Origin of the sequence: Bradyrhizobium sp. SZCCHNR1098 (assembly GCF_032489375.1) — a bacterium.
GTDB lineage: Bacteria > Pseudomonadota > Alphaproteobacteria > Rhizobiales > Xanthobacteraceae > Bradyrhizobium.
Genome location: NZ_JAUEXY010000017.1, coordinates 64,731 through 91,425 on the forward strand (window position 1 = coordinate 64,731; position 26,695 = coordinate 91,425).

Here is a 26,695-nt window from a genome sequence, read left to right on the forward strand (position 1 = left end):
GTCCGAAGCATCACACCGCGCAATAGCGGTCCTGGATATCCTTGTCGGCCAGCAGCGCCGCGGCGCTGCTCTCATGCACGACCTCGCCCTGATCGATGATGACGGCGCGATCGGCGAGCCGCAGCGCCCATTCGACATTTTGCTCGACCAGGAGCAGAGTCTTGCCCTGATCGCGCAGCCGCCGGAATAGCACGCCCATCTCCTCGACCAGCACCGGCATGATGCCTTCGGAGGGCTCGTCGAGCAGCACCATCCGCGGCTGCGCGATCAAGGCCCGCGCGATCGCCAGCATCTGCTGCTCGCCGCCCGACAGCGTGACGCCCTCCTGATCCAGCCGCTCGTTCAATCGCGGAAAGGTCTCCGCGATCTCGGCGAACGCCGCGCGCTCCTCGATGTCGGCCTTGGCGGCGACGAGCCCGAGCCGCAGGTTCTCGCGCACCGAAAGCCCCGGCACGATGCGGCGCTCCTCCGGAACATAAGCGAGCCCGAGATGAAAGCGCTTGTGGGCCGCAAGCGGCAGCAGATCATGGCCGGCAAAGCGCACGCGCCCCGCGGCCCGGGGCATCAGCCCCATGACGGTGCGCAATGTCGTGGTCTTGCCGGCGCCGTTGCGGCCGACCAGCGCGACCACCTCGCCCTCGTTCACGCGCAGCGAGATGCCGTGCAGGACGTGGCTGGCGCCATACCAGGCCTGAACGCCGTCGAGCTCGAGCAACGCGGTCTCAGCCATAGCCTTCACTCTGTCCCAGATAGACCCGGCGCACGTCGGGGTTGGATCGGATGTCCTCAGGCTTGCCATCGGCGAGCAGCCGGCCGTGATGCAACACCAGCACTCGCTGGCTCAGGCCGAGCACCATCTTCATCTTGTGCTCGACCAGCAGCACCGTGCGCTTCTCCGCCAGCCGCTCCAACAGCGCGACCATCTCCTTGGTCTCTTCCGGCCCCATGCCCGCGGTCGGCTCGTCCAGCAGCAGCAGCTCCGGCTCGGAGACCAGCGCGATCGCGATTTCCAGCGCGCGCTGTTGGCCGTGGGCCAGATACTTCGCAAGCTCGCCGCGCCTGCCGATCAGGCCGACGGCAGAGAGCGCCGCATCAGCGCGTTCGCCGAGCTCGGCAAGTTCCGCGCGCTTGCGCCAGATATCGTAGCTCACCCGCATCGCCTGGGCGGCGACCCGGACATTCTCGTGGACCGACAGGTCGGGAAAGATGTTGGTGATCTGGTACGACCGCGAGATGCCCTGATGTACGAAGCGATGCTGTGGCAGGCCGTTCAGCTCGCGGCCCTTGAAGCGCAAGGTGCCGCTGCTCGGCGACAGCGAGCCCGAGAGAATGTTGAAGAAGGTGCTCTTGCCGGCCCCGTTCGGGCCGATGATCGAGGTCAGCTCGCCGGCCGCGAACGCGACGGAGATGCCTTCGAGCGCGACGAAGCCGCCGAAGCGACGGCCGATCCCGTCCGCGCGCAACAGCTCGGTGCTCATCGCCGCTCCCTCGCGATCGGCAGCGCGTCCAGGAACGTGCCCCAGATGCCCTTGGGCAGGAACAGCACGAACACGACAAAGATGGCACCGACCACGATCTGCCAGTGCGGCGTCCACAACGACACGACGTCCTCCAGGATCAGGAAGACGGCAGCGCCGACGAACGGCCCGAAGAAGCTGCGGGCGCCACCGAGCAGCACCATCATCACGATCGTGCCGGAGGTCTGGTAGTGCAGGATGTCGAGCGGCACGATCGACAGATGCAGCGCCGACATGCAGCCGCCGACGGCGGAGATCGCGCCCGACAGCATGAACACGATCAGTTTGCAGCGCTCGACGTCGTAGCCGCAGGCCCGCGCGCGCTGCTCATTCTCCCTGATCGCCTCGATGACCGCGCCGAATGGCGAGTTGAGGATGCGCGACTGAACCCAGATCGCGATCGCCGCGAGCACCATCAGCACGTAATACTTGTTCACGGGATCGAGGAAGTTGATCTGTGCACCGAACAGACCGATGTGGTCGACCGTGAAGCCGCGCAGTCCGTTCTCGCCGCCCGTGAAGGAGGAGGCCTGCAATGCCACGTAGTAGACAAGTTGCGCCAGCGCGAGCGTGACCATGGAGAAATAGATGCCGCGGGTTCGCGTCGAGATGGTTCCGATCAATGCGGCAAGCGCCGTGCTCGCCGCGATCGCCACCGGCACCGCGGCAAACCACGGCAGGCCCCAGCGACCGATGGCGATGCCGGTCAGATACGCGCCGGTGCCGAAGAATGCGGCGTGACCGAACGACAGCAGACCGGTGTAGCCGAACAGGAGATTGTAGCCCATCACCACGACGCCATAGATCAGGACGTTCACGGCGAGCGCCTTCGACGGCAGCAGCCAGGGCAGCAGCGCCAGCGCGACCAGCGATACCACCACGCGGTGATCCGCGAGGAAAGCGAAGAGGCGCTGCGCCTGATGGAGCGGCGGTGCTTCGTCGGTCGACTGCACCGTCATCACGCTCTCCCCCTGAGGCCGAACAGGCCCTGCGGCCGGATCAGCAGGACCGCGGCCATGAGCGCGAACATCACGATCGTCGCCATCTCGGGCGCGAACAGCGCGACCATGCTGATGCAGATCCCCACCATCAGTCCCGCGACCACGGCACCGACGATCGAGCCGAGGCCGCCGATCACGGTGACGACGAAGGCTTCCGCCAGCACCAGCGTTCCCATCTCGGGATTGACGCTGCGCATGGGTCCCGCCAGCACCCCGCCGAGCGCGGCGAGGCCGACGCCGAGGCCGAAGATCGCGAGCCACACCTTGCCGATGTCGACCCCGAGCACACGCATGATCAGGGGATCACGGGCACCGGCCCGAACAATCAGGCCGACGCGGGTCTTCTCCAGCATCAACCAGAGCACCAGCAGCACGACGGCCACGAGCGCGATCACGAACAGACGATATTTGGGAAAGAAGCCGACGCCGAGATCGACGACGCCGATCAATTGGGACGGCGTTGGAAACGGAATGCCGTCGCTGCCGAACACGATGCGCACGCCCTCGACCAGGATGTAGCTGAGGCCGAAGGTGAGCAGCAATGGATCATCGATCGAGCGGCCATACAGACGTCGGACCATGACGAATTCGATCAGCATGCCGAACGCGCCGACCAGAATTGGCGCGAGTAGCAAGCCCCACCAGAAGCTACCGGTCAGCGATGCCAGATACAGACCGGCATAGGCCCCGATCATGAACAGCGCCCCATGGGCGAAATTGACCACGCCGAGCATGCCGAACACGATGGTGAGGCCGAGCGCAGTGATCACCAGCACCGCCCCAAGGGCGATGCCGGAAAACAGCTGCATGATGATCAGCGAGAGGTCCATGCGATCAGGATCAAGTCGGGTGGCCGAGTTCGCTGCAGCTTCGCAGCATCTCGTCCGCCCCTGGATCGCTGGCCACGATCGCGAACAGGTCGTTCTCGTTCGCCATCGCCGACTTCTTCTTGGATTCCAGCACCAGCACCGACTGCACCGACTGGTGGTCGCATTTGCGGTAATGCTGCGGGCCCTTGGTCAGATCGTATTGCAGTCCCTCCAGCGCCGCGACGACCTTATCGGTCTCGGTGCCGCCGGCGGCCTGCATCGCCTGCAACAGCGAGCCGACGCCGGAGTAGCCATAGGCGCCGTAGTCGGTCGGGATCGCACCGCCATTGGCGGCCCGGAACGCCTTGTTGAACTCGGCCGCGGTCTTGTTCTGTGTCTCGAGACCCCAATAATAGTTGGCGCCGCCGACGACGCCCTCGAACACGTCGGGACCGACGGCGAGGCGCTGGTTGTGCAGGATCACCGGCACCACGATCTTCATCTGCTGCTTGATGCCGAAATCGACCGCCTGCTTGATCGCATTGGCCTGGTCGCGACCGAAATTGCTGATGCACAGCACGTCCGGCCGCAGCGACATCAGGCGCGGCATGAAGGTCGAATAGTCGGCCGCACCGAACGGATGCAGGATCTCGCCGACGCTCTCGGCACCAATCGCGGTCTGCGCCCGCTTGAAGCCGCGCAGCATCTCATGGCCATAGGCATAGTCGGCCACGAGATGGGCGACCTTCATGCCCTTCTTGATGGTCTGGCGGGTCACGGCCGCTGTGGTCATGTGCGGGTTCAGCGCCTCGTGGAAGGTGTATTTGCTGAAATCCTTGGCTTCGTTGATGGTGTCGGACTGGCTGATCGAGACGTAGATCACGCCGCGCGCCCGCGTCACCTCGTTGACGGCGAGCTGGACGGCGCTGGAGAGCGCCCCGACGATGGCGTGGACCTTGTCCTTCTCGATCAGCTCGAGCGTCCGCGTCGCCGCTTCGCCGGCATTGAGCTTGTCGTCACGCACCAGGAGCTCGACCTTGCGGCCGGCGATCCCGCCCTTGTCGTTGACCAGCTTGACCGCAAGCTCGGCGCATTTGACCTGGTCGCGGGCCTCGGCTGCGAACGGGCCGGTCAGCGGCGTCGGAAAGCCGATGCGGATGGTGTCATCGGCGGCGCGTCCCAGGCGCGGCATCGCGAGCGTGGCGACACCTGCCGACATCCCCATCAGCGCCGTACGGCGGGATATTCCTGTGCGTCGCAGCCTCGTCTCGTAGTTTGGCATGATCTCCTCCCTCATTCGTATTTCTTAGAACCGGTTGAGCGCCTTGAGCACGCGCGCAGGCGTGATGGGAATGGTGTTGATGGAGGCGCCGAAGGGCATCAGCGCATCGTTGACCGCATTTAGCACACAGGCCGACGCGGCCGCGGTGCCGGCCTCGCCGCAGCCCTTTGCGCCGAGAATGGTGTCCGCCGTCGGCGTCTCGACGTGATCGATGGTAATGTCTGGCATCTCCAACGCCATCGGCACCAGATAGTCGGCCATCGACCCGTTGAGCAACTGGCCGGTCTCACCGTAACGGCACTCCTCGAACAGCGCAGCGCCAAGACCCTGCACGACACCACCGCGCAACTGCTCGTCGACCAGCATCGGGTTGATGATCCGGCCGCAATCCTCGACGACGTAGTGCTTCAGCAGCCTGATGAAGCCGGTCTCGACGTCGACTTCGAGGTAGCAGCCTTGAATGCCATTGGTGAAGGCAAAGGGATAGCCCTGGGGCGCGAAATGATGACTGACGGTCAGTTGCGCCTGAGTGCCCGGTGGCAAGGTGTCGGACCGGAAATAGGCGATGCGCGCGATCTCGGCGACCGGCAGACGCGTCTGCCCCGTCGCGACACTGACGATCTGGCCGTCGACGACGTCGAGCGCGGCGGGCTGCTCCTGCAGCACCAGCGCGGCAATCTCCAGAATGTTCGCCTTGAGCTTTCGCGCGGCCTGCAGTGCCGTCTCGCCACCGATGCCCGCGCCGCGGCAGGCCCAGGTCGCACCACCATGCGGCGTGACCTCGGTATCGCCGGTGATGATCTTGACGTGCTCCTGGGCGAGGCCGAGCTGGTCGGCGACGATCTGGCTGATGATCGCCTCGGTGCCCTGTCCCTGCTCGGTCACGGAGATCGCACAGCGCACCTCGCCCGACGGCGTCAGGCTGACGGTCGCGCCATCCTGCGAGGAGATGCGCGCGCCGCCGACGCCGTAGAACGCAGGGCTCGGGTTGGTGATCTCGACGAAGGTCGCAATGCCGATGCCGCGATAGATGCCGCGCCGATGCAGCTCGGTCTGCTCGGCGCGCAGCGCGTCGTAGTCCATGATCTCGCGCAGCCGCCGCAGGCAGACCTCGTGCGACAGCGCCTCGAACCTGTAGCCGCTCGGCGAGGCCGTCGGATAGGCATTGTCGGCGATCACATTCCTGGCGCGCATGGAAAACGGGTCGATCCCGACGCGGCTTGCGGCGAGATCCACCATGCGCTCGGTGACCGCGCAGGCGATGGGATGTCCGACCGCGCGATACTGGCTGGTCTGCACCTTGTTCTGGAACACGACCTCGAGCGCGGCACGATAGGACTTGAAGTCATACGGCGCACCGATCAGGCGGATGACCTGATTGCCTTCGACGACGCTGGTGCGCGGATAGGTCGAGAACGCGCCGATCGCCGTGGCATCGTGGACGTCCATGGCAAGGATCTTGCCCTCGGCGTCGACGGCCATGCGCGCGCGGACATGGTGATCGCGGGCATGAATATCCGACACGAAGGACTCGATGCGGTCGGCGACGTATTTGACCGGGCGCCCGAGCAGGATCGACAACCCGACAACCGCCATGTCCTCGTGGTAGACGTGCAGCTTCATGCCGAACGAGCCGCCGATATCGGGCGCGATCACGCGCACGCCGGCTTCCGGGATGCCGTAGTGGCGAGCGTACAGATCCTGGAACTGGTAGGGCGTCTGCGTGGCGTGGTGCACCGTCAGCGCGCCGCTCTCGGGATCATAATCCGCGACGATGGCCCGCGGCTCCAGCGTGACCGGGGTATGACGGCCGAAGCTGAATTCTTCCTCGATCACATGCGCGGCCGACGCGAAGGCCTCATCGACGCCGCCGCTGTCGAGCTGCGTGCGGAAACAGATGTTGGACGCCGCAACCGGATTGACCAGCGGCATCCCCGGCCGGCGCGCGGCGTCGAGATCGACCACCGCCGGCAGCTCCTCGTAGTCGACCGAGATCAGCTCCAGCGCATCCTCGGCGATCGCCCTGCTCTCGGCGACCACGGCAATCACGGCCTGCCCGGCCCAGACGACGCGATCCGCCGGCAACGGCAGCTGCGGCTCGGACGTCATGCCCTTGAAATGATCGAGCGTCCCGGTCCAAGGTGTGCAGATCTTCGCAAGATCAGCGCCGGTCGCGACCAGATGCACGCCCGAAAGCGCCCGCGCTGCATCGACCTCGATGCGGGTGATCCGTGCATGAGCATACGGGCTGCGCAGGAAGCCTGCGTACAGCATGCGAGGCAGGCGAATGTCGGTCACGTAGCGCCCGCGTCCGGCGAGCAGCCGCTTCGCATTCGGTCGCGGCACGGAGCGGCCGATATAGGAATTCGGACGGTCCAGCGAGGTCAGCGGCGCGCTCATTGTGACGAGCCCTCCGCGTCCTGCGATGCCGTTGCCGACCGCGCCGCAGCCACCGCGGCGATGGCGTCGACGATCGCTTCATATCCGGTGCAGCGGCAAAAATTCCCCGAAAGCGCGTCGCGGATGGTCTCGCGACTCGGCCGTGCAGCACGGGTCAGCAGCTCATGAGCGGTGATCAGCATGCCCGGCGTGCAGAACCCGCATTGCAGCGCATTGCGCCGATGAAACTCGGCCTGCAGGTCGGCGATCACGCCGCTCTCCGAGAGCCCCTCGATCGTATCGATCCGCGCGCCATCGGCCTGCACGGCAAACATCAGGCAGCCATGCACAGCTGCGCCGTCGAGCTGAACCAGACAGGCGCCGCAGGCGCCCATTTCGCAACCGGCATGCGTGCCGGTCAATTCGAGCTGCTGGCGAAGACAATCCACCAGCGTGTCGCGAGGCGCGACGTCACAAGCCACCTTGCGGCCGTTGACGATGAGGCGAATGCGGACCTGCTCGTCGGCCTCGATGTCGACCGGCGCGCTCATGCGGCATCTCCGATCCGTCCCAGCAGCCGGCCGAGCAGAACGCGTGCGAGATGCAGGCGCATCGCCGCCGGAACATCGTCGCTGTCAGCAGGCGCGAGATCGTCATCAAGCGCAGCCTGGGCAGCCGCAATCCGTCCGGCATCGATCCGGCCGCCCGTCAGCGCTTCCTCCGCATGTCTAGCACGGGTCGGGACATTGCCGACCGAGAAGAACGCAATGCGGATGCGCTCGATCAGATCGCTCTGACAGGTCGCGAGCAGGCCGCAACCGACCAATGCATAGTCGCCGCGCCGGCGGGCCAGCTCATCGAACGCAATGCGCTGGCCGGCTTTGAAGAGAGGAACATGAACTGCGACGAGGAGCTCGCCTGACGCGATCGCCGTCTCAAAAAGGTCGGTGAAGAAGTCATCGGCTTTGACGCGGCGCCGGCCGGACGCACCGGCAATCTCGATCTCGGCGTCGAGCGCCAACACCATCGCCGGAAATTCGGAGGCCGGGTCGGCCAGCGCGACACTGCCGCCCAAGGTCCCGCGATTGCGGATGGCAGGGTGCGCAACGAACGGCGCTGCGGCGCGCAACAGCGGCGCAAACTCAGCGATCAGCGGATCGGTCAGCATCTCGCAGTGCCGGGTCAAGGCGCCGATCCGCAACCACTCGCCGTCCCGCGTGACGCCGCGCAGCTCTGCAATGTGATTGATATCGATCAGAATACGCGGCGCCTGAAGACGCAACGCCAGCGCCGGAACCAGACTCTGGCCACCGGCAATGAAGCGTGCATCGTCGCCGGCGCCCGCATGAGCTTCGAGCGCCTCGCCGATCGTGTGTGCACGAAAATAGCTGAAAGCCCTCGCTTTCATCCGTTCCTCGCCGCCAGGGCTCGCCAGCCCGGAGTCCCAGATTTGTGACCATCTGGTCTTAAAAGAGTTGCACGCGGCGGCAGCGCGGTCAACCAGAAACGAACGATTGGTCACAAATCTGCTTTCGGGTATCAAGCAGGCTGTCGCCGCAATCGATGAGACCATGGCTAAGACCTCGAAGACAGCGAACGCTGAGACAAACGGCCGCGTTGGTGGAGGCCAGCGGAGAACCGACGGCCGCCCTCGCGCGAGGCGCCGCAACATGCGCGCCGCCGACCGCGAGCGCGTGATCGTGGATGAAGCCATCCGCTTTTTCGCCGAGCGCGGCTTCGAAGGCCAGACGCGGGAACTCGCGAAGCGCATGGGTATCGCGCATTCGGTGATCTACCGGCACTTCCCCAGCAAGGAAGCCCTCATCGAGCGCGTCTATCAGGAGGTCTATCTGAGCCGCTGGTCGCAGGATTGGGGCCCGCTGATCCGCGATCGCAGCCATCCGCTGAAGGCACGGCTAACCGGCTTCTATCTCGACTATGTGGCGCGCGTGTTCGAATATAATTGGGTGCGGATCTTCGTGTTCTCGGGCATGAAGTCGTTCGGCATCACCGGTCGCTATCTCGACCTCGTCCGACGCGAGATCATCGAGCCTGCCGCGATCGAGCTGCGGCATGAATTGCAGCTCCCAGACGCCGCCACCTGCCCTCTCGGCAGCCGCGAGACGGAGATGTTCTGGGGACTGCACGGACGCATCTTCTATCTCGCGATCCGAAAGTTCATCTACGAGACACCCGTTCCATCCGACCTCGAGCAAACCGTGCGTGATGCGATCGACCTCTTCATGGACGGCGCCAGACTGGCGCTCCCGCGGCTCGTGCACGACGATCAGGCCGGAACAGCACGATGATCCGGCCCGTCGTCGGCGGCGATCTTGAGCAGGCTCTCCGAGGATACTGCACATGCCTGCCGGCTGCGGCCCTCACGCCGTTCGGCTACGCCCACCATTGCGGCTGATCTTCGCGGCGACGAGATAGGATAGCGGCATGGCGACGACGAATCCGACCAACGCCGCCAACGGGAGGTCCTTCATCGGGCTCGCAACCAGCCCCTGCACCGTCAACAATACCGTAACCGCACTGCCTGCAAGCACGGTGCCCAGCATGACCCAGATGAGAATTGCGACCTTGAACATCTGTCTTTCTCCGCCAGTAGGAAAGCTTTCGATCCCTTGACGCGAGAATGCTCTGCCTGCGACTTCGAGCCGGCATTGATTTGGAACAACCGGACTCAGCAATCGAGGGAGGAGCGACTGCTCCTCCCTCGATCAGTCCCGATAAGCCCACGGAATGCCGCGGACGCCTCATGATCGGCGATCGAACGACACGGCTCTATCGTGTCGCTGGAACGAAGTGATCTCGCTTGCTGACCGAAGTACCAGTCGCCGGATCCGTGATCTTGATCTCGATGTCCACCGGCGCGGAGGGAAGGTCGGCTCCCTTGGCCTCGATCGACATGCGGATCTCGCGGGTCTGGTCCTGGCCGACATCGATCACCATGCGACCGTCCTGCTCGCGCGTCTCGCCGGCCACCGTCACCTTGGCGTTCGGAAGCCCCACGACGTCCAGCACGAAGTCGCGCGCGCCGCGCTTGTTGAGCAGACGGACTGTGTAGTCGTTACGGACGCCGCCATCCGACAACTGCACGAACAGCGGGTTACGTTCATGCAGCACGTTGATGCCCATCGTGCCGCGCGTCGCCAGCGAGTACAGCATGATCCCGCCGACGATCGCGATGAAGCTCGCATAGATGACCGTGCGCGGCCGGATGATCCGGTAGATCTCGGGCTTACCTTCCTTGCGGCGCTGCACGTTGATGTCGGTGTCGTACCCGATCAGGCCGGTCGGACGGCCGATCTGGGTCATCACGCTGTCGCAGGCGTCGATGCATAGGCTGCACTGGATGCAGCCGAGCTGGATGCCGTGGCGGATGTCGACGCCGGTCGGGCAGACGTTGACGCATTGGTGGCAGTCGATGCAGTCGCCGGCGGGAGCGCCCTGCAGCCGTGCGGCTTCCGCCTTCTTGACCGACATGCGCGGCTCGCCGCGGTCGCCCTTGTAGGTGACGTTGAGCGCCCATTCGTCGGTCAGCGCGGCCTGAATGCGCGGCCACGGGCACATGTAGATGCAGACCTGCTCGCGGGCGTGGCCAGCGAACACGTAGGTCGTCGCCGTCAGGATGCCGATCCAGAGATAGGCGATGAACGGCGCCTGGAAGGTGGCCAGATCCTTCACCAGCGTAGGCGCATCGTCGAAATACAGCACCCAGGCGCCGCCGGTCCACCAGCCGATCATGATCCAGAGGAAGTGCTTGAGCGCGGCCTGGCGAATATGGGTGAAGGTCCAGCCGCGCTTGTCGCTGAGCATGCGCTCACGGCGGTCGCCCTCGGCCCAGCGCTCGACGGCGTAGAACAGGTCGGTCCACACCGTCTGCGGACAGAGGTAGCCGCACCACAGACGGCCGGCCACTGCATTCATCAGGAACAGGGCGACCGCCGCGATGATCAACAGCCCCGTGAAGTAGTAGACCTCCTGCGGCCACAACTCGATGAAGAAGAAGTAGAACCGGCGATGCGGGAAGTCGACCAGCACCGCCTGGTTCGGCATGCCGGGACCGCGATCCCAGCGGACGAAGGGCAGCAGGTAGTAGATGCCGAGCGTGATGCACAGGATCGTCCACTTGATGCGCCGGAAGCGGCCGTGCACGGCCGCCGGATAGACCTTTTCGCGCGCCTTGTAGAGCGGCCCGACGATATAGGTTTCGTCCGAGTCAGCCATGATATCCTCGCTTCATCTTGCCGTCCTTCCGACCGATTCAGGAGAACGCGTTGCCGCTCTTGAGCCCCAGCTTCTTGAAGACGATCGCTGCCGGACAGAAGCCCGTGAACGAGGCCTGGATCATGTTCACGCCAGCAAAGGCCGCCAGCAAGAACCAGTAGGGACTGACGTACCAGCCCAGGGCCAGACTGAGCAGGACGACGATCCCTGCGAAGGTGAGAACTGCTTTGTCGACGTTCATGACATACTCCCTCATGGTTGCATTTGAGCGTAATCAAGCAAGTGCCGGTCCGGCCGTACGGCTATTGCCGCAGGCCGGACAGTGTCCAGGCGACGATTCGTTGCGAGTCCATCGCACCCGAAATCCGCGCCAGCTCCCGACCCTGCTGCAGCAGCAGCATGGTCGGAATTCCGGAGATGCCGAGCCGTGCCGAAACTTCCGGCGCCTCGTCCGAGTTCAGCTTAAGGAGTTGCACACGCGGCTCCAGCTCCTGGGCCGCACGTGCGAACATTGGCGCCATCGCACGGCATGGGCCGCACCACGGCGCCCAGACGTCGACGAGCAGCGGCAAACTGCTATGCGCGACATGACGCTCGAACGCGGGCTGGTCGACCTCGATCGGATGGCCGCTGAACAGCGGCGTATGACACTTGCCGCATTTCCCCTGCGCCGGCGCCCGGTCCGCGGGCAGACGGTTGATCTGCCCGCAATGGCCGCACACGATCTGCAAGCCGTTGCTCATGTCCCGGTCCTGACTTCCTTGATCTTGGCGATGTTGAGCCGGTCGAGCAGGAACTTCTCGTAGAACGGCTCGGGCGTCCCGCGCCTCATCTTGCGCAGGAAGTACTTCTCGAAGGCGACCTTGGCGTAGTGCACCCACTCCCCCTTCGACGACCAGTTGACGTTGCGCGGCGGGATCTGCGGCTGAGCCAGGAAGGCGACGCCGGAATCGCCGAAATCGGCAAGACAGATCGCGTTCCAGGTCGGCTCGGCTTTTGGCTCCTCGCCGCGCAGCAGCGCCCCGATGTTCAAGGCCGTCGCCGTCACCATCGATTCGATCATGAAACCCGTCTTGGGCACCCCGACCGGCACCGGCGTCGGCCCGATCGGCGGGATCGCAACGCAGACGCCGATGGCAAACACGTTGGGGAAGGTCGGATTGCGCTGATGCTTGTCGACGACGACGAAGCCGCGCGGATTGGTCAGCTTGTCGATGCCTCTGACGGCGCCGACGCCGCGGAATGCCGGCAGCATCATCGAATAGGCGAACGGCAGCTCATGCGTCTTGCGGACGGAGCCGTCGTCGGCGATCTCCTCCACGAACATGCGGCCGTCCTCGACCTTGGTGACGCGCGCGCTGGTGATCCACTTGATGTGCTTCTCGCGCATCTCGCTCTCCAGCAAGCCTTTGGTGTCACCGACACCGTCGAGGCCGAGATGACCGATATAGGGTTCGGATGTCACGAAGGTCATCGGCACCTGGTCGCGCAGCTTGCGGCGGCGCAGCTCGGTCTCCAGGATGAACAGGAATTCGTAGGCCGGTCCGAAGCAGGACGCGCCCTGCACCGCGCCGACGATCACCGGGCCAGGCTTCTCGGCCAGCCTGTCGAATGCCGCCTTGGCATGGGCGGCGTGGTCGACATGGCACACGGACTGCGTATGTCCATCCGGTCCGAGCCCTGGAATCTCATCGAAGGCGAGTTCGGGACCGGTCGCGACGACGAGATAGTCGTAAGCCACCATGGCGCCGTCCGTGAGCTCGACCTGGTTCTCGGCGGCGTGCACCCTCTTGGCGCCCTGCGTCAACAGCCGGATGCCCTTGCGCTGCATGACGTCGACCAGATCGATCTCGATCTCGTCGCGCTTGCGCCAACCGACGGCGACCCACGGGTTGGACGGCACGAAATGATAGGAGGACCCCTGCGAGATGACGGTCACGCGATCCTCCTTTCTCAGCTGGGGCAACAATTCATAAGCCATCAGGGAGCCGCTCAGCCCCGCTCCGATCACGACAACATCCGCCATTGGGTCCTCCATCGCCTTGCTTCGTTATTGTTTCGCCCAGCCGCGACCTTACGAGCTGGCCTTGACTATATATTCGAATATCTGTATATACGCAACTGTGAAATTTAATGCTGACATCATGGAAGCGGCGGCCGACCAGGCCAGTGACCTCTTGAAGGCGCTGTCGAACCGGCACCGGCTCCTGATCATCTGCCAGCTGGTCGACAACGAACGGTCTGTCGGCGAGCTTGCTGCATTCCTCGGCCTGCGTGACTCGACCGTCTCGCAGCACCTCGCACTGCTGCGCAAGGACGGCCTGGTCACCGCGCGGCGCGAGGGGCAGACGATCTACTATTCGATCACCAGCGAGCCGGCTCGCGAGGTCCTGAAGACCCTCTATCAGGTCTATTGCGCAACGCGGCCGCCGAAACCTGCGCCGAGACTATGACGGCGCGATCCCGCCGACTTGACTAGCATCAAGTGGGAACCCGCATCCCGGTGGGATGTCTGTACCGCCCACGGATGTTTCGCTTTACCCGATTTAGGTCAATAGAAGAGACAGGAATAGGCTGATGCGCAGATTATCGGTCCTGAGCTTGGTCGCCGCGATGGCGTGGCAGGCGGCGCCGGCCCTTGCGGAGACGCTGACGGTGGCGCCACGGCAGGTCGCCGACGAGAAGGCGGTGTTCGCGACGGTGGAGAGCATCAGCGTGGTCCCTGCCCGCGGCCGCATCGGCGGCACCATCGTGCAGCTTTCGGTGCGCGAAGGCGACCCGGTCAAGCGCGGCCAGCCCATCGCCTTGATCGGCGATGAAAAGCTGGCCCTGCAGATCAAATCGCTCGACGCCCAGATCGAAGCGCTGCAGGCGCAAGCGAACCAGGCGCAGATCGACTTCACGCGTACCGAGGGCCTCGTCGAGCGCGGCACCCTGCCCCGCATCAAGCTCGACGAGACGCGCACGGCGCTCAACGTCGCCGAGAACGGGCTGCGGGCCAAGACCGCCGAGCGTGCCGTGGTCAACCAGCAGATGAGCGAAGGCCAAGTGCTGGCGCCCGACGACGGCCGCGTGCTGAAAAAGCTCGTTGCCGTCGGATCGGTCGTTCTGCCGGGCGATCCCGTGGTGACCGTGGCGCAGCAGAACTTCAAGCTGCGACTGCGCGTGCCCGAGCGGCACGCTCTCTTTCTCAAGGCGGGCGACAGGGTGCGGGTCGACGGCGCCGAGTTCGGTGACAGCGCCAACAAATGGGGGGTGATCGACCTGGTCTATCCGCAGATCGAGGAAGGCCGTGTCGTGGCCGACGCGATCGTCTCCGGTCTCGGCCAGTATTTCGTCGGCGACCGGCTCCGGGTCTGGATCTCCGGCGGCCAACGCGATGCCTACGTGATCCCGCAGCGCTACGTCACAACACGGTTCGGCATCGATTATGTCCAGTTGCAGCAAGGGGCGCAGAAGGTGAGCGTTCCGGTGCAGCGCGGCCGCGCTCTGCCGAGCGCCGATCTCCCCGATGGACTCGAAATCCTGTCCGGCCTGCGCGCCGGCGACCAGTTGGTGCAGCCGTGAAACTCGGACTCTCAGGCAAGCTTACCCAGGCGACCATCGCCTCACCGCTGACGCCGCTGTTTCTGCTCGCGGCGCTCGTGGTCGGCCTCATCGCCGTCGTCGTGATCCCGCGCGAGGAAGAGCCGCAGATCAGCGTGCCGATGGTCGACATCCGCGTCAACGCCGACGGCCTGCGTGCACCTGACGGCGTCGAGCTCGTGACGAAGCCGCTGGAGACCATTGTCAAAGCGATCGATGGCGTCGAGCACGTCTACAGCCAGACCGAGGACGACCGTGTCATGGTCACCGCGCGGTTCCTGGTGGGAACCAAGTTCGAGGACGCAATCCTGCGCGTCCACGAGAAGCTACGCGCCAACCTCGACCGCATCCCCGTCGGCATTCCCGAGCCGCTGATCGTCGGCCGCGGCATCAACGACGTCGCCGTCACTGTGCTGACGCTGTCGCCGAAGCCTGAAGCCGCCGGGCGCTGGTCAGACAAGGACCTCTACGAGCTCGCCGACAAGCTGCGTGCGGAGCTGACCAAGGTCGACAATATCGGCCTGACCTATATCTCCGGCGGCGGCGCCCAGCAGATCCGGGTCGAGCCCGATCCGGAAAAGCTGTCGCTGTTCGGCGTGACTCTGCAGCAGCTCGTCGCCAAGGTGAAGGACGCGAACCGCTCGTTCCTGGCCGGAGACGTCCGCGACGGCGGCATCGTGCGCAATGTCGCCGCGGGCCAGACGCTTACGGGCATCCCGGACATCGGCCTGCTGCTGATCTCGACGCGCGACGGCCGTCCCGTCTATGTGCGCGACGTCGCCACCGTCGTCATCGGCCCCAACCTCGCAGAGCATCGCGTCTGGGATGACGCCCGCAACGACAAGGGCGACTGGCACCGGGTGCCGGCGGTGGGTCTTGCGCTCGCCAAGCGCGCCGGCGCCAATGCCGTGGTGGTGTCTCACGACATCGCGCAGCGCCTCGAGGGGCTGAAGGCCAGTCTCATTCCGAGCGACGTCGCAGTCACGGTGACGCGCGACTACGGCGAGACCGCCAACGAGAAGGCCAACGAGCTGCTGTTCCATCTCGGCCTCGCCACGATCTCGATCGTCGTGCTGATTGCGGTCGCCATTGGCTGGCGCGAAGCCCTCGTCACCTTCGTGGTGATTCCGACCACGATCCTGCTGACGATGTTCGCCGCCAATCTGATGGGCTACACGATCAACCGTGTCAGCCTGTTTGCCCTGATCTTCTCGATCGGCATCCTGGTCGATGACGCCATCGTCGTGGTCGAGAATATCGCGCGCCATTGGGGCATGCATGACGGCCGGCCGCGCCTGCAGGCCACCATCGAGGCGGTCGCCGAAGTCGGCAACCCCACCGTTGTCGCGACCTTGACCGTGGTCGCCGCCCTGCTGCCGATGCTGTTCGTGTCGGGACTGATGGGCCCCTACATGGCGCCGATCCCGGCCAACGCCTCGGCGGCGATGCTGTTCTCGTTCTTCGTCGCCATGGTGGTGGCGCCGTGGCTGATGCTGCGGCTGGCGCCGAGGTCGACCAGCGCCTCGGCAGGCTCTCATGACGCGCATGGCGAAGGCCGTCTCGGACGCATCTACCGAAGCGTCGCGCGCCCGATCGTCGCCAGCAAGCGCTCCGCCTGGATCTTCCTGCTCGGCGTCGGTATCGCCACCTTGCTGTCGATGACGCTGTTCGCCACCAAGTCCGTCACCGTCAAGCTGCTGCCGTTCGACAACAAGTCGGAGATCGCCGTGATGGTCGATCTGCCCGAAGGCGCGAGCCTTGAGGATACCGAGCGCACGCTGTTCGCGGCCGCCGACATCGCGCATGGGCTGCCGGAGATCACGACCGTGCAGAGCTATGCCGGCACGGCGGCGCCGTTCAACTTCAACGGTCTCGTGAGGCACTACTATCTGCGGGAGCGGCCCGAGCTCGGCGAGCTCCAGGTCAATCTCGCCGCGCGCGGCGACCGCAAGCGCGCGAGCCACGACATCGCGCTCGAGCTGCGCCAGCGGCTGAAGAGCATCCCTGTGCCGGCCGGCACCAGCATCAAGGTGGTCGAAGTGCCGCCCGGGCCTCCGGTGCTCGCCACCCTGCTGGCGGAAATCTACGGTCCGGACGCGGCGACTCGGCGCGCCGTCACCACCGAACTCAAGAAGGTCTTCGCCGACGTTCCCTTCATCGTCGATATCGACGATTCCATCGGTCAGCGACGGCCGCGGCTGCGACTGTCGATCGATCAGGACAGTCTCGAATTCTTCGGTGTCGAGCAGCGCGACGTCTACGACACGATCCAGACGCTGTTCGGCGGCGTCTCGGTCGGCTACTCGCATCGCGGCGAAGACCGCAATCCGATCGAGATCGCCGTGCGTCTGCCGAAGCACGACAAGAGCTGGAGCCAGGCCCTGGCATCGACGCCGGTGCCCGCCAACACGGTGCCTGGCAGCAAGACCGTCGTCGAACTCGGCCAGGTCGTGAAGGCCACCATGGAAGAGGGGTCGCCGACGATCTTCCGCCGTGACGGCCGCTTTGCCGACATGGTGATGGCCGAACTCGCCGGCCGCTTCGAGGCCCCGCTCTACGGCATGCTCTCGGTCGCCGACCGGATCGACGCCCATGACTGGGGCAAGCTGCCGAAGCCCGTGATCGGCTTCCACGGCCAGCCCAAGGACGAGTCCCGCCCGACGCTGCTGTGGGATGGCGAATGGGAGATCACCTACGTGACCTTCCGCGACATGGGCGCGGCGTTCGGCGCGGCCATCCTCGGCATCTACGTTCTGGTCGTGGCACAGTTCAAGAGCTTCCGGCTGCCGCTGGTGATCCTGACGCCGATCCCGCTGACCCTGATCGGCATCCTGCTCGGCCACTGGTTGCTGGGCGCGCCGTTCACGGCGACGTCGATGATCGGCTTCATCGCGCTGGCCGGCATCATCGTCCGCAACTCGATCCTGCTGGTCGACTTCATCCGGCACAGCGGCGGCGAGGGCAAGACGTTGCGCGACGTCGTGCTGGAGGCCGGCGCCGTGCGCTTCAAGCCGATCCTCCTGACGGCGCTCGCGGCGATGATCGGTGCGGCGACGATCCTGCTCGACCCGATCTTCCAGGGGCTGGCGATCTCGCTGCTGTTCGGCCTGGCCTCATCCACCCTGCTCACCGTGCTCGTGATCCCCGCGATCTACATCGCGCTGCGCGAGCCCGGCAAACCCACCACGAAGATGTCCTAGGAGATGATGATGGACAAGAACTACCCCGAGCTCTGCAAGGACATTTCCGGCAATCTGCGAACGCTGCGCAAGGACATCCCTGAGGTCATGCAGGGCTTCTCTGCACTGGCTCAGGCCGCGAGTCGCGACGGCGCCCTCGACAAGAAGACCAAGGAGCTGATCGCGCTGGCGATCGGCGTTGCCGTCCGCTGCGACGGCTGCATCGGCTTCCATGCCGACGCGCTTGTGCGTCTCGGCGCGACCCGCCAGGAGGTCGAGGAAACGCTCGGCATGGCCATCTACATGGGCGGCGGACCGTCGCTCATGTATGCCGCCGATGCGATCGCGGCCTTCGAACAGTTCCAGGAACAAGCGACAGCCGCCGCCTGACGCGGCATCAGCCGCAGATGTCGAGAATCGCCAGCATGTAGATGCGGATCATGTCGAGATAGTCGGGAATGTCGACGCGCTCGTCAGGCATCGTGTTGTAGCGGCCGCCCGGCCCGCAGACGATGCCCTCCATGCCGCCATAGGTATAAAGATGGCCAGCATCGGTGCCATAGAAGCAGCTGGGCGCCACCGGGCCCGTCGGCTGGGCGGCGCCGCGCACGACGCGATACGCATTGTTGACGGCACGGACGATCGCGCTCTCGGGCGCGACCTCGAACGGCGGCATGGTCGGTACGCCGGCGCGATCCTCCGACATCAGATGAGCCTTCAGGCCGGGAAAACGCGCCTCCAGCGCATCGAGCTCGCGCCGCATGTCCGCCAGCGCGCCTTGCTCGGTCTGCCCTGGTGCATAACGGCCGGAACCCTTGATGCGGACGAAATCCGCGACCTGCGGCGTCCGCCACTCGTGCAGCTCGCGACCGAGCGCGCCGTGCACGACGCCGACATGAACGCGGTTGATAGCCTCATGTGCCGGCGAACGCGCGCCGGAGAATCGCATCGCATTGAGACGCGGAATGAGATCGCAGGCGGCAGTGATGGCGTCAACCGCCTCCTCCCGCTTCGACAGATGCCGCGTGTTGCCGACGAGCTCGATGATGAACATGAATGCCGCGGCATGCATCGTCATCGCCTTGAGGTCGGTTGGCTCAGAATTGATGAAATAGTCCGCGCGCAGCCCCTGCTTCAGCAACGAGTAGGTGCCGACCCCACCCTGCAGCTCGCCGACCACATAGGTCAGGATGACGTCGCCCCTCAGCTTGACGCCGGCCTCGATCAGCGTCTTGACCGCACAGAAATAGGCGGCGTCGCCGGCCTTCATGTTTGACACGCCGATTCCGTAGACGAAGTCGTCGTCCACCTTCCCTGCCCAGGGGTCGACGGTCCAGCCTTCCGTCACCGGATTGGTATCGACATGGCCGTTGAACAGCAGACTCTTGCCGCCGCCGGTGCCGTTCCAGCGGCCGACGGCGTTGACGCGGCCTTCGGCACCGAACGGCGCGACGGCCGCATCCAGGCCGATCTCGCTCATCTGCTCGGCCATGAGCGTCGCGAGCTGCCTCTCGCCTTCGGTCTTCGAATAGCTCTTATGCTGTACCATGCGCGACAGCAGCGCGAGCGACTCCGGGACGGAGATACGGGCGAGCAGGTCGTTGCGATCCATGGGGGCAATCCTTGCGGTCAGCCAACGGGCGCTGGCGAGGCCGCCATCAGCTCGCGGGTGTAAGGGTGAACGTCGTCTGCGCCGAAGGCATCGACGGCACGGCTGTCGACCAGCCGGCCGTGGCGCATCACGACGATGCGGTGCGCGATCTGCCTGATGAGGTTGAGATCGTGGGTGATGAAGAGATAGGCCGCGCCGGTCTCGGCGCGCAAAGCCAGCAGCAGCTCGATGATCTGGGCCTGGACGGAGACATCGAGAGGCGCCGTGATCTCGTCGCAGATCACCAGGCGCGGTCGCGCCGCAAAAGCACGCGCGATCGCGACGCGCTGCTTCTCGCCGCCGGATAGCTGGTGCGGCCAGCGCATCGCATAGGACGCTGGCAGCCGGACCTGATCGAGAAGGCGCGGCACTGAGGCGACATCACCGCCGTAGAGCCTCAAGGGACGCGACAGGATCTCGCCGATGCGGTGACGCGGATTGAGCGAGGAATCCGGGTGCTGGAACACGATCTGAACATCGCGACGATAGGCGGAATTCATGTCGCGGGCCCCGCGCAGCATCCGGCCGTCGAAACTGATGGTACCGTCGAAGCGGGCGAGCCCGGTCAGGGCGCGCGCCATGGACGATTTCCCCGAGCCGGATTCGCCGACGAGGCCGACGATTTCGCCTGCGCGGATGTCGACATCGACGGCCTTGGTTGCCGGTGGTGGCGACGCGCGGAACAGGCTGGCCCGGCCGTAATGCACCTCGATGCCACGCGCCTCAAGCACCACGGCAGCGCCCGGCTGATCATTCACGAGCCGCCGCTCCGGACGCGGCACCGCGGCGATGAGCGCCTTGGTATAGTCGTGCTGCGGCGTCCGAAATATATCAGACGCCACCGCCTGCTCGACGACGCGGCCGTGCCGGATCACCGCGACGCGATCGGCGACGCGGGACATCATCGCGAGATCGTGCGAGATGTAGAGCGCAGCGACGCCCGTTTCCGCGCGCAGGCGCGCGAACAGCTCGATGATACGGGCACCGGTGATGACATCGAGCGCTGTCGTGGGCTCATCGAACAGGATGACATCGGGCCGGCAGCCGAAGGCCGTCGCGATGATCACCCGCTGCTTCTCGCCGCCGGAGATCTCGTGCGGATAGCGCCGCAGCACCGCCGCGGGGTCACGCAGCTCGACATGGCCGAGCAGCTCGATCGCGAGATCCCTGGCGGCCCGCGCGTTCAGACCGCGATGACGCATCAGCGTCTCGGTGATCTGATGGCCGATGGTCAGTGTCGGATTCAACGCGGTCGACGGGTCCTGGAACACCATGCCGATCCGGCGGCCCCGCACCTCGGTGAGTTGCTTCGGGCTCAGAGACCGCAGGTCGATATCGCCGAGGCGCAGCGATCCCGAGATCTCGCGGGCATTGGCCGGCAGATGCCGCATCAGCGCCCAGGCCAGCGAACTCTTGCCGGAGCCGGATTCGCCGACGAGGCCGAGCACCTCGCCCGGCGCGATCTCGAGTGACACGTCGCGCAGCACCTCGACGGCGCCCGCCGATGTGACGTAGTCCAGCCCGTAATTGGTGATGGCGAGCGCCGGCTTCATCGATCGTCCCGCGGATGCAGCGCGTCGCGCAGGGCATCGCCGACGAGATTGAAGGCGATCGCCGACAGCGCGATCGCCGCCGAGGGCGCGATCAGGATCCACGGCGCCTGGTGCATGTATTGCCGCGCATCGGCCACCATCAGCCCCCATTCGGATGCCGGCGGCTGCGCTCCCAGGCCAAGGAAGCTCAGCGTAGCGAACAGCATCACCGCAAACGACACCCGGATCGTGGCCTCGATGATGATCGGGCCCATCACGTTGGGAAGCATTTCGCGAAAGATGATCTGCGATGCCGCCTCGCCGCGCGCGATGGCGGCCTTGACGTAGTCCTGATTGCGCACCGCAAGGGCTACGGAGCGCGTGACCCGCGCCATGCCAGGCGCAAACGCAAAGCCAATCGCGATCACCGCGTTGACAGCCCCATTGCCGAGCGTGCTGACCAGCAGCAGCGCCATGAGGAGACCGGGAATGGCCATCACGGCATCGTTGGTGCGCATGATGAATTCGTCGGCCTTGCCGCCGAGATAGGCCGATGCGACGCCTATCACGGCGCCCATCGCGCTGCCGGCGAGCGTCGCCGCGAGCGCCATCGGAACGGTGGCGCGCGCGCCGGACAGCAGGCGGCTCAGCACGTCGCGGCCGAACTGGTCGGCGCCCAGCCAGTTCTGCCATCCCGGCGGGCGGAAACGGCCGAGAAAATCCATCTTCTCCGGCCCATAGGGCGCGAGCCACGGGCCGAGGATGCAGACGATGGCGAGGGCAACGAGCAGCATCACGCTGATCGCCCCCTGCGGCTTGCGGATCATCCTGCCGAACAGCTCAGTCATAGCTGATCCGTTTGTCGAGCAGCGCGTAGACGACATCCGCCAGCGTGTTGGTGATCGCGTAGGTGACCGCCATGATCATCGCGCCGGCCTGGATCGACGGCAGATCGCGGGTGGTGATGGCGATCATCAATGCGCGGCCGATGCCGGGGATGGCGAAAATCTCCTCGATGACGATGATGCCGCCCAAGAGATAGCCGACGTCGAGCGCGACGATGGTGATAACCGGCAGCAGCGCGTTGCGCATCACGTGCCGCACCAGCACCGTCCGCTCAGGCAGGCCCTTCAGCCGCGCCGCGCGAACGTAGTCGGACTGCAGCACGTCCAGCGTCTCCGAGCGCATCATGCGCATGACATGCGCGACGAGAATCACCGAGACCGTCAGGACCGGAAGGATCAGATGGCGTAGCGCCAGCCCGGCATCCTCCAGCGGCGACACGTAGCCGGTCGCCGGCAGCCATGGCAGGATGTCGGTCAGCAGCAGCGCCAGCACGGTTGCGGTGACGAATTCCGGCAGCGAGACCCCGAGATAGGCGATCACGCTGGTCGTCGTATCCGTCGGCCGGCCCTTGCGGAGCGCCGCGAAGATTCCGAGCGGGACTGCGATCAGAAGAGTGACGACGAGCGCGCCAGCTGCCAGCAGCAGAGAGCGCGACAGCGCCGTCAGCATCTCCGGCGCGACCGACAGGCCGGTGCGCATGGAGACGCCGAAATTGCCCGTGGCCGCGTGCGCGACCCAATGCGCGAATTGCTGCCAGACCGGATCGTCGAGCCCGAGCCGGCTGCGAACGGCTGCCAGCGCCTCTGGCGAGGCGTTCTCGCCAAGCAGCGTCTGCGCGGCATCAGCCGGCAGCGCCTGCGTGATGGCGAACACCAGCACGCTGACGATGACGACCGTGTAGACCATCAGGAGCAGCCGCCGTAGCAGCCAAGCGAATGACACCGCTCGGATCCTGCCTCAGCTGCGCTTGGGCGCGCCGGCGCCGAGCGAGACGAGATCGAGCCGGAACACCGACCCACGCGGATGCAGCTGGTAGCCTTCCACATAGGCGCGCTGCGCCGCCAGGATGTCGAAGAAGACCGGAATGACCGACGGCACCTCCTCGCTCATCATCGTCTGGGCCCGCGCATAGAGCGCGGCACGATTGGCATCGTCGGTCTCGCTACGCGCCGCATTGACGATCTCGTCGAAGCGCGCATTGTTCCAGCGCGTCTCGTTCCAGGCCGCATCCGAGGTATAGAGCAGCTTGAAGATCGCGTCGGCGGTCGACTGCATGTTGTAGAAGCCGACGTAGAAATTGCCTTTCTTCCAGACCTGATCGAGATAGGTTGCGTGCGGCATCGTCTGAACGTTGATGCGGAAGCCGGCGGGCGCCGCCATCTCACGGATCGCAACGCCGAGCTGCGTGCGCGTGTCCGGCTTGTCGGATGCCACCATCGTCAGGTCGATGCCGGAGGGATAGCCGGCATCGGCGAGCAATTGCCCGGCTCTGGCGATGTCGGGCTTCTTCAGTTTGCTGTCCTGATAGAACCGGTAGGCGGGGCTCAGCGGCGTGTCGTTGCCGGGCGTGCCATAGCCGCCGGCCACGAAGCCGGCCATGGCCTCGCGATCGATGGTCAGCGCCAGCGCCTGGCGCACGCGAACGTCGTTGAACGGCTTCTGGTCGCAGCCCATGTTGACGTTCAGAAACTGCCCCGAGGGGATCCGCACCGCCTTGACGCCGCTGGCCTTGCCGAGCCGCTCATATTCGCCGGGCGTGGTCGACAACATGAGATCGATGTCGCCCGAAATCAGAGCCGATGCCTCGGCGGTGCGGTCGGGATAGACGAGGATCTCGACGCGATCGAGTGAAGGCCGCGCGGGATCGTAATAGACCGGGTTGCGCTCGACGACGATCTTGCGGTCCGGCTCATAGGACACGAGCTTGAACGGCCCTGAACCATTCGCCTTTGTGGCGAGGCTGGCGAGATCGGCGGCAACGACTTTCGCAGGCACGATGCGCGCATTGTTGTAGGCGAGCGCGACCGGAAAATCGGCGAAGGCAACCGATAACGTGAACCGCACGGTCGACGCATCTACGGCGGCGACATCCTTGATCGGGCCGACATTGGTACGCGCCGGTGACGCGGTCTTCGGATCGAGGATCGCCTTGAAGGTCGCGACGACATCCTCCGCCGTCAGCGGCGAGCCGTCGTGGAAGCTGAGATTGGGCCGCAGCTTGAACGTCCACTCGGTGAGCCCCGCGCCGGCCTGCCACGACAACGCGAGGTCCGGCTCGACCGACATGTCCGGCTTCAACCGGGTCAAGTTGGAATAGAGCAGCTCGGTAATAAGGTATTCCGGATTGACGCGCGCGAGCAGCGGGTGAATGACGGCCGCACCCTGATCGACCGAGATCCGCAACACGCCGCCGCGCTTGGGCGCCTCGGCGGAGAGAGAGACTTGCGGCAGGGCACCAAGCGCGAGCGCGGAGCCGGCAAGGAAATGACGACGAGTCACGGACGGCATCGGGCGAAGTCCTTTTCGGGCGTGATGGCTTCGGGAGAGAGCTCGGGACAGAACTCGGCTGCAAGATAGGCGAGCACCGACTTCGCCAATGCGACGATGTCGGTGAGCGTCGTCGATTCGCCCGGCGCATGGATGCGGCTATCGGGCCTGCCGAGACCCGTGAGCAGCACCTCCTGCAGGCCCGTGGCCTGCTGCACCCAGCCGAAATCGGAGCAGCCGGACGCCCCCCATCGGGCGAAGTCCTCGGCCGCGTAGCCGAAACCGGCCGACAGCGCCTGCTGCCAGCGCGGCCAATGCGGCCCGCCGGGATCGGATGTCGGCATCAGATGACCGGTGAGGATGATCTCGACGTCGAGCATGCCGGCCGCCTGCCGGATCGCCGTTTCGATCTCGCGGCGCGCGGCGGCGAAGTCCTCCTCGGGCGCATAGCGGCGGCACAGGAGAATCTCGACCAGCGAGGGGATCTGTCCGCCGCATTGGCCGCCATGAATAGCCGAGATGTCGAGGCTCGCGGTGAGCGGTCCAGCCGTCTGCGGAGGTGGCGGCAACGTCGATGTCCGCTGCGCGACGAGCGGCTTCAAAGCGGCGAGCGCATTGAGGATCGGCAGGGCCGCCTCGATCGCGTTGGCGCCGGCACGGCGCTGCTCGCCGGCATGGGCCGCCGTGCCGTGAACGCGCACCGTGAGCGTGAACAGGCCGAAGCAGCCGGCCCAGATCCGCGGCATGGCGCTGCCGTTGAAATTCAGAATATGCCCTTCGAGGCGCCCCTGTTCGGCAAGGTAGCGCACTCCGGGATAAAGCCCCGCCTCCTCGTCCGTGCACAGCAGCAGCAGCGGATCATAGGCCAGCGACAATCCAGTCTGCTGCGCGGCGCGGAGCGCGAGCAGCGCTGCCGCGACGGATCCCTTCATGTCGGCTGCGCCGAGTCCGGTCAGACGATCACCGTCGCGGCTCAGTTGCAGCGGATCGGTCGCCCAGCCGGGCGCCGCCGGTACTGTGTCCACGTGGAAATAGAGCCCGAGCACCGGTCTGCCGGAGCGGCGCCGTGCGATCAGATTCGTACGCGGTCCGCGCGCGCCCGGTGCGCGCCATAGATCCTCCGGGACAATCACGCGCTCGCAATCCAGCGCCAGCGGCCTAGCGAGCTGCTCCATCACGTCGGCAAAGGCATCGTAGCCGGCGCCCGGCGGAAAGCTGGTATCGACCGCCACCAGCTTCCGCAGGTCCACGACGGCAGTCTCGGCCATGCCGTCGATCGCAGCGAAGGCGCCGGCCAGGCCGGGCTGGCTCCGATCTACTGGAATGCCCTGAGAAATCATTTGCCGTCTGCTCAATCCTATATTCTATATAGAAATAGAATTCACGACGCGGCATTTGTCAATTCCATGAAAAAGGCAGCTGTGGCCAGCAAAGCGGCAGACGGAGTGGGTGCGGGTCCGGGCGCGCTGCCGGTGCCGCTCTACGAGCATGTCAAGCGGCAGATCGCCGAGGCGATCCTGATCGGCGACATGCCGCCGGGCACGGTGCTGCCCGGCGAGGTCGCGCTCGCCAACCAATATGGCGTCGCCGTCGGCACCATCCGCCGGGCGCTGGCCGACCTCACAGCTGGCGGCATGCTGATGCGGCGGCGCAAGACCGGCACGGTGGTGACGGGCCGCGCGTCGCAGCATGGGCTCAGCTTCTTCTTCCAGTACTTCCGCCTGCTCGGCGCGGACGGCAGCCTGCTGCAGTCGCAAGCCGAGGTGCTGTCGGTGACGACCTGCACCGCCGAGCCGGCCGAAGCAGCGCTGTTCGGCGTGGCCGACGGCGAGCCGCTGCTGCATCTTCATCGCATCCGCCGCGTCGCCGGCGCGCCGGTGCTGCATTCGCGGATCTCGATGGTCGCGAGCCGCGTGGCGGGATTTCCGCGCGAGCCGAAGAAGGTCCCTGCCCTGATCTACCGCCATCTGCTCGAGGCCTATGGCCTCCGGATCGCCGCGGTGCGCGAGAAGGTGACGGCCGAGGTCGCCACCAAGGAGGACCGCAAGCTGCTCGGCCTCTCCGCGCCGGCCGCCGTGCTCGTCATCGACGAGGAAGCCTATGACCAGACCGGCGCGCTGGCGATCCTCAGCCAGCACCGCGCCACGACGGCGCAGCACTACTACTCCAACGAGATCCGCTGAGCGGACCT

At 65.6% G+C, this 26,695-nt stretch carries 25 protein-coding genes; 6 read left to right on the plus strand and 19 right to left on the minus strand.

The window, feature by feature from the left end:
- Positions 1-10: 10 nt before the first annotated feature.
- Genes QX135_RS29025 through QX135_RS29060 form a run of 8 tightly spaced genes read right to left on the minus strand, consistent with a single transcriptional unit; the run spans position 11 to position 8,396 of the window.
- Positions 11-730: an ABC transporter ATP-binding protein gene (locus tag QX135_RS29025; RefSeq protein WP_316232363.1), complete on the minus strand. Its 720-nt coding sequence runs from the start codon at positions 728-730 to the stop codon at positions 11-13.
- Entirely contained in the window at positions 723-1,478 is a 756-nt protein-coding gene (locus QX135_RS29030) for an ABC transporter ATP-binding protein (protein ID WP_316234419.1), read from the minus strand. Before QX135_RS29030 ends, QX135_RS29025 begins: the two co-directional genes overlap by 8 nt.
- Positions 1,475-2,476: a branched-chain amino acid ABC transporter permease gene (locus tag QX135_RS29035; RefSeq protein ID WP_316234420.1), complete on the minus strand. Its 1,002-nt coding sequence runs from the start codon at positions 2,474-2,476 to the stop codon at positions 1,475-1,477. Before QX135_RS29035 ends, QX135_RS29030 begins: the two co-directional genes overlap by 4 nt.
- On the minus strand, positions 2,476-3,348 hold the full coding sequence (locus QX135_RS29040) for a branched-chain amino acid ABC transporter permease (protein ID WP_316234421.1): 873 nt from the start codon (positions 3,346-3,348) through the stop codon (positions 2,476-2,478). Before QX135_RS29040 ends, QX135_RS29035 begins: the two co-directional genes overlap by 1 nt.
- A 10-nt stretch (positions 3,349-3,358) precedes the next feature.
- The gene (locus QX135_RS29045; RefSeq protein ID WP_316181944.1) at positions 3,359-4,609 is read right to left on the minus strand and encodes an ABC transporter substrate-binding protein; all 1,251 of its coding nucleotides are present in this window, start codon (positions 4,607-4,609) and stop codon (positions 3,359-3,361) included.
- 24 nt (positions 4,610-4,633) lie between these two features.
- Complete coding sequence (locus QX135_RS29050) at positions 4,634-7,009, minus strand: xanthine dehydrogenase family protein molybdopterin-binding subunit (protein WP_316181946.1); 2,376 nt, start codon at positions 7,007-7,009, stop codon at positions 4,634-4,636.
- A complete protein-coding gene (locus QX135_RS29055; protein WP_315780369.1) occupies positions 7,006-7,539 on the minus strand; it encodes a (2Fe-2S)-binding protein in 534 nt (177 codons plus the stop codon). Before QX135_RS29055 ends, QX135_RS29050 begins: the two co-directional genes overlap by 4 nt.
- A complete protein-coding gene (locus QX135_RS29060; protein ID WP_315780634.1) occupies positions 7,536-8,396 on the minus strand; it encodes a xanthine dehydrogenase family protein subunit M in 861 nt (286 codons plus the stop codon). Before QX135_RS29060 ends, QX135_RS29055 begins: the two co-directional genes overlap by 4 nt.
- A 262-nt stretch (positions 8,397-8,658) precedes the next feature.
- Here QX135_RS29060 and QX135_RS29065 point away from each other — a divergent pair, with 262 nt between their 5' ends.
- Entirely contained in the window at positions 8,659-9,297 is a 639-nt protein-coding gene (locus QX135_RS29065; RefSeq protein ID WP_315739308.1) for a TetR/AcrR family transcriptional regulator, read from the plus strand.
- A gap of 72 nt (positions 9,298-9,369) precedes the next feature.
- On the opposite strand, the gene QX135_RS29070 is transcribed toward QX135_RS29065, so the two are convergent.
- From QX135_RS29070 to QX135_RS29090, 5 genes are all read right to left on the minus strand, one after another.
- Positions 9,370-9,582, minus strand: coding sequence for a hypothetical protein (locus tag QX135_RS29070; protein WP_315780367.1), 213 nt, complete (start codon positions 9,580-9,582; stop codon positions 9,370-9,372).
- A 196-nt stretch (positions 9,583-9,778) separates the two neighbouring features.
- Positions 9,779-11,224 (minus strand): cytochrome c oxidase accessory protein CcoG, encoded by a 1,446-nt coding sequence (gene ccoG, locus QX135_RS29075; protein WP_315780365.1) that lies wholly within the window; start codon positions 11,222-11,224, stop codon positions 9,779-9,781.
- Between the two features lie 37 nt (positions 11,225-11,261).
- Complete coding sequence (locus QX135_RS29080; RefSeq protein WP_315739305.1) at positions 11,262-11,465, minus strand: DUF2892 domain-containing protein; 204 nt, start codon at positions 11,463-11,465, stop codon at positions 11,262-11,264.
- Between the two features lie 61 nt (positions 11,466-11,526).
- Complete coding sequence (gene trxC / locus QX135_RS29085) at positions 11,527-11,967, minus strand: thioredoxin TrxC (protein ID WP_315739304.1); 441 nt, start codon at positions 11,965-11,967, stop codon at positions 11,527-11,529.
- Positions 11,964-13,250 (minus strand): FAD/NAD(P)-binding oxidoreductase, encoded by a 1,287-nt coding sequence (locus QX135_RS29090; protein ID WP_315770992.1) that lies wholly within the window; start codon positions 13,248-13,250, stop codon positions 11,964-11,966. The genes trxC and QX135_RS29090 overlap by 4 nt, the downstream gene beginning before the upstream one ends.
- Before the next feature lie 118 nt (positions 13,251-13,368).
- Here QX135_RS29090 and QX135_RS29095 point away from each other — a divergent pair, with 118 nt between their 5' ends.
- The 4 genes from QX135_RS29095 to QX135_RS29110 all read left to right on the plus strand — a co-directional run bounded on the left by QX135_RS29095 (position 13,369) and on the right by QX135_RS29110 (position 18,378).
- Complete coding sequence (locus QX135_RS29095) at positions 13,369-13,677, plus strand: metalloregulator ArsR/SmtB family transcription factor (RefSeq protein ID WP_315780362.1); 309 nt, start codon at positions 13,369-13,371, stop codon at positions 13,675-13,677.
- Between the two features lie 124 nt (positions 13,678-13,801).
- Positions 13,802-14,791: an efflux RND transporter periplasmic adaptor subunit gene (locus QX135_RS29100; protein ID WP_315780360.1), complete on the plus strand. Its 990-nt coding sequence runs from the start codon at positions 13,802-13,804 to the stop codon at positions 14,789-14,791.
- On the plus strand, positions 14,788-18,009 hold the full coding sequence (locus QX135_RS29105) for an efflux RND transporter permease subunit (protein WP_316181957.1): 3,222 nt from the start codon (positions 14,788-14,790) through the stop codon (positions 18,007-18,009). Before QX135_RS29100 ends, QX135_RS29105 begins: the two co-directional genes overlap by 4 nt.
- A gap of 9 nt (positions 18,010-18,018) precedes the next feature.
- Positions 18,019-18,378 (plus strand): carboxymuconolactone decarboxylase family protein, encoded by a 360-nt coding sequence (locus tag QX135_RS29110; RefSeq protein ID WP_315739298.1) that lies wholly within the window; start codon positions 18,019-18,021, stop codon positions 18,376-18,378.
- 7 nt (positions 18,379-18,385) lie between these two features.
- On the opposite strand, the gene QX135_RS29115 is transcribed toward QX135_RS29110, so the two are convergent.
- From QX135_RS29115 to QX135_RS29140, 6 genes are read right to left on the minus strand one after another with little or no spacing between them, the layout of a single operon-like run.
- Positions 18,386-19,600 (minus strand): M20 family metallopeptidase, encoded by a 1,215-nt coding sequence (locus QX135_RS29115; RefSeq protein ID WP_316181959.1) that lies wholly within the window; start codon positions 19,598-19,600, stop codon positions 18,386-18,388.
- 17 nt (positions 19,601-19,617) lie between these two features.
- Complete coding sequence (gene nikE / locus QX135_RS29120) at positions 19,618-21,192, minus strand: ABC transporter ATP-binding protein (RefSeq protein WP_316181961.1); 1,575 nt, start codon at positions 21,190-21,192, stop codon at positions 19,618-19,620.
- Entirely contained in the window at positions 21,189-22,019 is an 831-nt protein-coding gene (locus QX135_RS29125; RefSeq protein WP_315799279.1) for an ABC transporter permease, read from the minus strand. Before QX135_RS29125 ends, nikE begins: the two co-directional genes overlap by 4 nt.
- A complete protein-coding gene (locus QX135_RS29130; protein ID WP_315780351.1) occupies positions 22,012-22,959 on the minus strand; it encodes an ABC transporter permease in 948 nt (315 codons plus the stop codon). Before QX135_RS29130 ends, QX135_RS29125 begins: the two co-directional genes overlap by 8 nt.
- 15 nt (positions 22,960-22,974) lie before the next feature.
- The gene (locus QX135_RS29135; protein WP_315739292.1) at positions 22,975-24,525 is read right to left on the minus strand and encodes an ABC transporter substrate-binding protein; all 1,551 of its coding nucleotides are present in this window, start codon (positions 24,523-24,525) and stop codon (positions 22,975-22,977) included.
- Positions 24,513-25,844 carry a M20 family metallopeptidase gene (locus tag QX135_RS29140; RefSeq protein ID WP_316181964.1) on the minus strand — a complete coding sequence of 444 codons (1,332 nt, stop codon included), beginning with the start codon at positions 25,842-25,844 and terminating at the stop codon, positions 24,513-24,515. Before QX135_RS29140 ends, QX135_RS29135 begins: the two co-directional genes overlap by 13 nt.
- 66 nt (positions 25,845-25,910) lie before the next feature.
- Here QX135_RS29140 and QX135_RS29145 point away from each other — a divergent pair, with 66 nt between their 5' ends.
- The gene (locus QX135_RS29145; RefSeq protein WP_315777421.1) at positions 25,911-26,687 is read left to right on the plus strand and encodes a GntR family transcriptional regulator; all 777 of its coding nucleotides are present in this window, start codon (positions 25,911-25,913) and stop codon (positions 26,685-26,687) included.
- The last annotated feature ends 8 nt before the right edge of the window (positions 26,688-26,695 follow it).